1 pseudogene is annotated in these 926 nt (G+C 59.7%); it reads right to left on the bottom strand.

The features are described from left to right. Positions 1-65: 65 nt before the first annotated feature. A pseudogene (gene tnpC / locus AWB68_RS45420) lies at positions 66-926 on the bottom strand (IS66 family transposase); the annotation flags it as partial.

Raw genomic sequence — 926 nt, 5'->3', positions numbered from 1 at the left:
GTCGCAACGACGTCGAAGGACAGATCCCAATGTTTATCGAGGTTTCAGAAGGAGGTGCACAATGAACGCCCCATTGCCACGCAGCGCAAGGCATTTTCGGCAAGCACGTTGCTGATCTCGACGCGGCCGTCGTCACAAAACAGCGTGAGCCCATCCCAGCGGTTCAGAGAGTAGTTGATCGCTTCGACCAGCGGTGCCTTCGGCCAAAGAGTCGCGAGTTTCTCCCTCATCGACGTCTCGAGGGCCGCGAGCAATGGATTGCTCTTTTCTTGCCTGACGCGGCGCCGCTCATCCGGCGGCTTGCCGCGGATATCAGCCTCGATTCCGTAAAGCTCGCCAATTATGTCGAGCCATTGCTTCGTGGTGTCCGACGGGGCTGTCTCATGCACGTTGAATACGTATCGGCGCGCATGATCCCAGCAAAATGCCAGACGAACTTTGCCGCCTTCGTTCAACTCGTTAAAGCCGGCATAGCCGTCCGCCTGAAGGATGCCTTCGAATCCGGCAAGATGGGTCTGGGGGTGAATGCCTTTGCGGTCCGGCGAGTAAGCGAACCAGACAGAAGCAGGTTCGCTCGAACCTGAGCGGCGATCATCGCGCACGTAGGCCCACAATCGACCGGTCTTGGTCTTTTTGTTCCCAGGCGCGAGCACCGGGATCGGCGTGTCGTCGGCGTGGAGCTTGGCAGTCGCCATTGTGTAGCGACGCAGGGCTTCAGTCAGCAGCCGGCAGAGTTCTTCGCATTGTCCGACCCAGCGTGCCATGGTGGCCCGATCGAGACGTACGCCGTCGCGCGCCGCGATCTCGGATTGCCGATACAGTGGCGTGTGGTTTGCATACTTCGAAACAATGATCTCGGCCAGCAAGCTCGGATGCGCGATGCTGCGCTCGATCGGCAGCCCCGGCATGGGAGGTTGCGCGATATG

The sequence above is a fragment of the Caballeronia choica genome (assembly GCF_001544535.1).
Classification (GTDB): Bacteria; Pseudomonadota; Gammaproteobacteria; order Burkholderiales; family Burkholderiaceae; genus Caballeronia; species Caballeronia choica.
This window is presented reverse-complemented; position numbering and strand designations above follow the sequence as displayed.